General features: G+C 69.2%; 8 protein-coding genes. 5 read left to right on the top strand and 3 right to left on the bottom strand.

Translation table 11 applies throughout. From position 1 onward, the window contains the following. Positions 1–655 (bottom strand): hypothetical protein (locus ABZT49_RS12245; protein WP_355286338.1); only part of this gene is annotated, 655 nt, incomplete at its 3' end. Positions 656–753: 98 nt separating this feature from the next. Next, complete coding sequence (locus ABZT49_RS12240; RefSeq protein ID WP_305078770.1) at positions 754–1,272, bottom strand: hypothetical protein; 519 nt, start codon at positions 1,270–1,272, stop codon at positions 754–756. A 103-nt stretch (positions 1,273–1,375) separates the two neighbouring features. Between ABZT49_RS12240 and ABZT49_RS12235 the strand changes: the two genes are divergently transcribed. The 5 genes from ABZT49_RS12235 (at position 1,376) to ABZT49_RS12215 (ending at position 4,501) form a co-directional block, all read left to right on the top strand. Further along, a complete protein-coding gene (locus ABZT49_RS12235; RefSeq protein ID WP_305078769.1) occupies positions 1,376–1,945 on the top strand; it encodes a hypothetical protein in 570 nt (189 codons plus the stop codon). 2 nt (positions 1,946–1,947) lie between these two features. Then, complete coding sequence (locus tag ABZT49_RS12230) at positions 1,948–2,568, top strand: hypothetical protein (RefSeq protein WP_355286337.1); 621 nt, start codon at positions 1,948–1,950, stop codon at positions 2,566–2,568. Beyond that, a complete protein-coding gene (locus ABZT49_RS12225) occupies positions 2,561–2,860 on the top strand; it encodes a hypothetical protein (RefSeq protein ID WP_305078767.1) in 300 nt (99 codons plus the stop codon). The genes ABZT49_RS12230 and ABZT49_RS12225 overlap by 8 nt, the downstream gene beginning before the upstream one ends. Continuing rightward, complete coding sequence (locus ABZT49_RS12220; protein ID WP_305078766.1) at positions 2,853–3,236, top strand: hypothetical protein; 384 nt, start codon at positions 2,853–2,855, stop codon at positions 3,234–3,236. Before ABZT49_RS12225 ends, ABZT49_RS12220 begins: the two co-directional genes overlap by 8 nt. 200 nt (positions 3,237–3,436) lie before the next feature. Further along, the gene (locus tag ABZT49_RS12215; protein ID WP_305078765.1) at positions 3,437–4,501 is read left to right on the top strand and encodes a hypothetical protein; all 1,065 of its coding nucleotides are present in this window, start codon (positions 3,437–3,439) and stop codon (positions 4,499–4,501) included. 236 nt (positions 4,502–4,737) lie between these two features. Here ABZT49_RS12215 and ABZT49_RS12210 read toward each other — a convergent pair whose 3' ends face one another. Next, positions 4,738–6,306, bottom strand: coding sequence for an integrase arm-type DNA-binding domain-containing protein (locus tag ABZT49_RS12210; RefSeq protein WP_305078764.1), 1,569 nt, complete (start codon positions 6,304–6,306; stop codon positions 4,738–4,740). Positions 6,307–6,610 lie beyond the last annotated feature (304 nt).

Below are 6,610 nucleotides of genomic sequence, written 5' to 3'. Positions count from 1 at the left end.
CCTCCAGGTCGAGCCGCTCCTCCTCGTCGAGGGGCGCGACCGCCGTCTTCGCGGCCGGCACGATCCCGGGCAGGTGCTCCAGCCCGAGCGCGAGCGCGTGGCTCATGGCGAGGCACGGGCCGCGCCGCGGGCCGCGCCGTGAGAGCTCAGAGGCCAGGAAACAGGGGTGCTGCGGCGTCAGCAGGCTCAGGCCGTGCGCGACGTAGTGCAGCGCGTCGCCGGGCTCGGCGTGCCGGGCCTGCTCGATGGCGTAGTCCTGGGCGTACGGGAGCGCCTCGCGCCGGCCGAGCGCGAGAGCGTAGAAGGCGAGGCGCCCGAGGATTTCCGGCAGGAGGGGCCGGTCGAATCCGTCCTCGTCGCACAGGACCTGCTCGCCCACGTAGAGGGCGGTGACGAGCTGGTCGCCGAGGCGCCCGCGGGCCTCCGCCGTATCGCCGGCGCGGACGCAGTCGCGGTGCGACCGCTCCAGCCCCGTCACGTATTCGAACTCGACGCGGTCGGGCGACGTCGCTCCGGCCGCGATGACGATCTCGGCGACGAGCATGTGGCGGAACCACGCGGCTCCGTCCTGGGCGACGCTGTCGTTGATGAGGGATGCGGTGCAGGCGTACAGCTCGCGCGTCGGCGCGAAAGCCGCCCTGGGGGGCTTCTTCATATTGGTACACTCCAATGCGCCTGGGAGACATACGCCGCCCTTGGCCGTCTTCGGTGTAGCCGCGACCTCTTAACGGAGTCTAACCGCTCGAAGGAATCTCACTCCAATCCTTCGCGGTGCTTGAACGTCGGGCTCCGGCGGACCTGTCGGAGCAGGAAGAGGGCTTCTTTCGCGGCCCGTTCGGCATCGTCCAGTGAGACGTTCTTGTCGCCCCGGCCATGCTCGTCGGCGTAGCGGGCCAGGGCGGTCAGAACGTAGCCCATGCCTTCCGCGTCGTCCCCGTACGCGGCGGTTCCGAGCGTCGCCAGTACCTGGGGATGGACGCCGTTCCTCTCGATGCGGTCGCGGGCCAAGGTGCGCCGGTTGATGCCGAACGCTAGCGGCAGCGCGTGGGACCACCCGCCCGGCCAGAGGCGCGTCCCGGCGCGGTCGACGGCGTCCACCAGCGCGGCGTTGACCGCGACCGGATCGAGCGGCTGCGGCTCGCCATCGCCGACGAGGTAGGGCTGCCGCTCGGGGTCGAAGGCGAGCGCCAGGCGCCCGACGAGCCCGACGGCGATCCACCCGTCGGGGCGCGGCCACGTCTCGGCCGACACGTATTGAAGCACGATATCCATGGGCTCGGGATAGCACGGCCCGGGCGGCGCGCCAGCGGCTCGGGCGCGTCCCTATACGAATCGAGGGATCCCCGTACCCTCCCTGATGGGAAGGGACCGGGACATGCTGACGGACACTGAACTGGACGAGCTCGCGCGCGCCGTCGCCGCGCTCGGGGACGAGGATGCCGGGCGCCTCGACGAGGCGGTCCGGGAGCGCCGCCGGGCCGAGGCGCCCGGCGTCATGATGGTCGAGACGACAACCAGCGCCGACGGCACGGTGCAGACCCGGACCGCGGTGTCGCGGCGGGTGAGATACCTGCAGCCCCAGGTCGCCACGGTCCCGCTGAGGCTCGACGCCAGGCTGTCGAGAGCACGCCCCGGTTCGGACCCGCTCGATGACCGCGGCCCGTTCATGGTGGCCACGGCATCCAGGCTGGAGGACCAAGGACGCCTGGAGGTGCTGGTCTACGCCTACCAGCGCGACGTCGCCCTGATGGATCTCTCGTTCCTCCACCTCGCTGGCGGTCCTTGCGAGGTTGGGCCCTGGAAGCGCTGGGATGGCCGCGATGGCATCAACGGCCCGATCATACGGCCCGAGTTCGCCCTGGTCCCGGGACCGCACGGCTACGAGGTCGAGCTCAACCGCTTCATGCCGGTGGTCGCCGAGCGCACCGTCACGAGGGTGGCCTGACCATGGCCGATCCGCACGTCACGCCCTCGGGCATCGTCGTCGAGTTCCGGCAGCACGACTTCATCCCGGGCTTCGCGGCCTACCTGCACGAGGAGGGCAAGCCGTTCCCGGACGGGAAGGCGTTCTGCGCCTTCAACCTGTCCGCCTTCCTCCAGGCGCACGTCGAGCTCGGCGAGACGCCGGCCGCGCTCGCCGAGAGCCTCGCCGACACGATGGTCCACGAGGTGGTGCACGTCATCGAGGCGTGGGCCGGCGTCGAGTTCAGCGAGGCCCGGGTCGAGCGCCTGATCGCGGACTACCGGGGCCACGCCGCGACGGGCTACGGGGACGAGGACGCCGGGATGGACTTCTCGTCGGCCCTCTACCTGGCGCGCCACGAGGGGCGGCGCATCCGCCGGAAGGGGTGGGAGTCGTGGATCGAGGTGATCCCGCGCAGCGAGGGCGGCGCCCCCATCGTGGCCTGGTTCAGCCCCGGCCGTCCCGGCTGGCTCGCCTACCACATGAACTCGGACGACATGCTCGCCGAGGACTGGGAGGTCGTGCCCGTCGAGGCCGAGACCCCGGCGCCGCCGCGGCGCGCCCGGGGCGCCGACCTTCCGCAGGTGGGGACCTTTCATGCTTGAGCCCTACGCCCGCCTCGGCGACGACGTCGTGGTCTGCGACTTCGACTGGGACAACCCGTCGATCGGTTGGCCGGGCACCTGGCTGTTCCACGACGTCAAGCGCGGCCGCCACCTGTTTCAAGCCCGCAAGCGCGACATCGGCGATGACCCGCCCGTCGAGGTCCTCGTCGCCCTGCTGCTGGCGTTCGCGGCGGGCGAGCGCGCGGGCCGGGAGGACGGCCGGGCGGAGGGGCGCGCCGCGCTCGCCGGCGAGATGCGGAAGCTGATGGGGGTGGAGGAGAGCCATGCCTGACGCGACCTACGAGGGCTTCGTGCGGGCACAGCTCGCGAACCTCGTCTCGATCATGGACCAGCCCTACGAGGAGGCCGCCGAGGACCTGCGGCGGGGGGAGTCCCTCTACGCCCGCTTCATAGATGCGGAGCGGGAGCGCCACAGGCGCGAGATGGATGCCTGGCGCACCGAGTTCCTCCGCCCGGTCCGGAACGCATGGGTCGACGTGCTGGTCGACATGGAGGCGGCGAAGGCGTCCCGGCCGGCAATCGGCAAGCCCCTGTCCCGCCGGGCCCGGCGCCGGAACCGGGGGCGCGTCAGCGCGGCGAGGGTCGCGTTGGCGAGGGTGTACCACGAGCCGGTCACGTGGGCGTGGCCTTCCCCCGGAGAGAGGTAGGCAACGGCCTACTGAAGTAGGCATGCAACGGGGAGGCACGGAGGCAATTCTTGCCTGGTAACTAGTGCGCCATCGCGTCAAATCTGACGCGCCATCCCCAAGACAGGGTGTGCATTACTGACGAATCCCGCTTCGAGGCCCTAGCGAATACCCGCCGTTCACGCTATGTTGCACCTTCGCTGAAACTGGAGTGTGCGTACTTGGCGTATCTGCCCCCGCCCTCGAAATCCTCGGCCGGCACTTACTGGAGCACCAAAACCGACGACGAACTTCTCTCCACGCAACTGACGACCGACGACCCGGAAAGCCTCGAAGACCTTTCCGAAGATCAGCCTCCAGTTGAGGAGGCACTAGTTGAAATGGCGTACAACGTTTCCGGCCGCGAGCGCGGTATGGTTCGATGCGTATTCTGTAAGCATCCAAACCACTTCAACGGCGTTGTCATGCGCTACAAGTCCGGCACTAGGCGCTTGGTTGGCCGGGACTGCGCTGGAAAGCATTACGGCGTCACCTTTGATCTCCTAGCCCGCGACTTCGATGCCGCCAGGGACCGCCGGGATTACGTCGAGCAGCAACGGCTCGTCATGGCCCGTGACCGCGACATCCTCGGCATGATGGCCGCCATGCGCGCTGACCCGTCCGTCGCGGAATTCGGGGAGGTGCGTCGGCGGTTGCGCGAGTTCGTCGGCGAGAAGCTTTGGCCCAAGCTCGTCCGCATCGCCGACGGTGACGGACGTCTCGTCGTCGAACGACGCGTCGTCAACTACGCTGCAATGGAAACCGGGCGCGGCCGTCAGTCCATCTTCGCGCTAGTGGGCGATAGATACCTGCGCGGCGCCGAGCTTGTCCGCTCTGGCCCTACGGTCGCAGAACGCCTTCAAGACATTGAGGAGCGTCTAACGGGTGTAGTCGCCACACTGCGTCGCAAGGACGCCAGTACGACTACCTTGCGACAGAACATCGTGATGCTGTCCGACTTGTTGCGTGAGGTCGAACGTGAACGAGTGAGGATGCGAGCAGTCAACACGTTCTTCGACGGGAGCAACGGGGGAGGCCTTTGCGACTTCGCTTCCTGGTTGTTTAATAACGGCAAGCAAGGCGTATCTGTCCTTTCGCTTCCCTATCGGCTCTACGACCAGGGTCGGTCGAACGGGCACCTGGAACTCTGTCCGTCCCCTCATTATCGGATACCAGGTGCCGACCTGATCGAGGTGATGCGCGACACCACGGCCCGACCTGCGAAGCGGCGCAAGGCGTCCCGGTAAGCCGGCCGAGGGAGGCTACCAGCTTCCCTAGCGCCACCCCGGTGGGCGTGCCTTGCTGGGCGCGGGAACCGGGGGACGACATGGGCTGGCGGGCGGCGGACGAATACGACCGGGAGGAGCGCGAGCGGCTCCGGAGGCTGCCCCTCCGGGAGCGGTACGCATGGGTCAGGCTCGCCGTCGTCGGCGGCGGCCTGGCGGTCGCCGTGGCGTGGTTCTGGTGGCGGCACGGATGAGGCCTACGCCGCCACCGCCTCGCCCCCGGCCGCGGCCAGGGCGGCCGCCTCGGCCTTAACCTTCTGCGCCTCTTCTTCCGCCGCCTTCCGCGCGGCGGTCTTGAGCTTGCCCTCTGCCTCGCGCTCCCGGCGCCGGCGCGCGATCTCGGCGCGCAGTTCCGAGAGGGGAGGCAGCGCGGCCGCCGCGGCCTGCCCGTCGACCCAGGCGACGTAGCGCTCCATCAGCGGCGCCTTCAAATCGAGCCGGTCGTCGTCCGTGTAGTGCCCCTCCAGGACGTCGTCCGAGCGGATGCCCTCGTTGTGGTCGGTGACGAGCTTCACGTCGGACCGCGCAATCCGGAGCTTCGTCTGGCAGATGTTCGTCAGGCAGCGCCGGATGTCGTGGGGGCTCGCGCGCAGGTCCATGTCGAACAGGCGATGGTTGATGTTCGCCGCGTTCATGTGGCCGTCGACCTTCCCGCCCTTCCTCGCGGCCTTGTACTGCGGGAACAGGTAAGGCGACTTCGCCGCCTTGGCCCGCTCCATCTGGGCCTGGACGCGCCGCCAGAGGGCCGGGGGGAGCGGGACGCAGTGCCGGTGCCGATCCTCGCGCCTGTCCGCCGTCTTCCGGTGCGCCGGCCCCATCGACCACACGCCCCAGCCGGGCGTCTCGACCCAGGGGACGAAATCCTCGACCAGGGCCGACGAGATCGGGCGCCGGCGCTGCCCGGTCATGACGAGGAGCTCCATCGCGACCGCCAGGCCGCCCTCGATGGCGCCGGCGCGCGACGCGGCGACGAGGAATCCCACCTCGGCCCCGGTCGCGATGTAGGTCCCCGGGATCTTGCCGTTCGCCCGCGGCTTGACGCCGGCCGAGCGCTCCGGGGCCCGCAGGCCCGCCATCGTCTGCTTCTCGTCGAGGCCAGACCTCGGCCGGACGTGGTCCTGGCACAGGTAGTTCCACATCGGGCGCAGGACCGACGCCAGGTGCTCGGCGTGCCGTTCCCGGCCGCTCTCGTGGATCTCCGCGACGATGACGGAGAGCTCGCTCCGGACGATGCGCCGGACCTTCCGCCCGCCCAGGGGGGCGAGCTCCTTGACGTGCAGCATGGCCCGGTAGTCGTTCCAGGTGTCCGGCCGCTTCGTCCGCTTGACCTCGGCGAGGTAGGCTGTGCGCGCCTCATCCCAGTACCAGTAGTTCATGTCCTCCAGCGCCCGCTCGAAGGCCGCGACTTTGTCCGGGTGGCGCTCCGGCGGCGGGGGCGTCGGCTCGGCCAGGCCGAGCGCGATGAACTCCTTGTGGAGCCATGCGTCGCCATCGAAGACGGCGACCCGGTTCTCGACGTCGCGACGGGCGGCCGCCGCCATCGTGCGGGCCTGGGCCAGGGAGAGCATCGCCGGGGTGCCAAGCTTGATCCGCCGCTCCTCGCCGCCGCGGACCATCTTGAACGACCACGTCGCTCCACGGGGCCGCAGGCGCAGCGCCAGGCCGACGCAGCCGCGGTCGACGACGTCCCTCGGCTTCTTCATGCCGGGCAAGCATTCGGCCGAGAGCTTGGTGACGAGTTCCGGGGTAAGGAGGAGGGAAGGCACGACGAGAACAATCCATGCACTGGGTCGGTTCTGGGTCGGCACCCTGGGTCGGCGGCCCTAGAGGGGGCAAGCGGAACGACGGTCCATGATTAACGTCCGCAGAGGGGAAACGGGGTTCCGGAAGGCCTCCAAACTGGGTCGGCAAGTCCGACACTCGGAATCATAATCCTTGTGTCGGGGGTTCAAATCCCTCCTCCGCTACCAAAGTTTTTCAACCCCGCTAAGCACTTAGCGGGGTTTTTCATTGCCTTGCCCTTGCGCCAGAACGGCAATATTTCCTAGCGCAGTGCTAGCGCAGCCCAAA

It is taken from the genome of Methylobacterium sp. EM32 (assembly GCF_040593685.1).
GTDB lineage: Bacteria > Pseudomonadota > Alphaproteobacteria > Rhizobiales > Beijerinckiaceae > Methylobacterium.
This window is presented reverse-complemented; position numbering and strand designations above follow the sequence as displayed.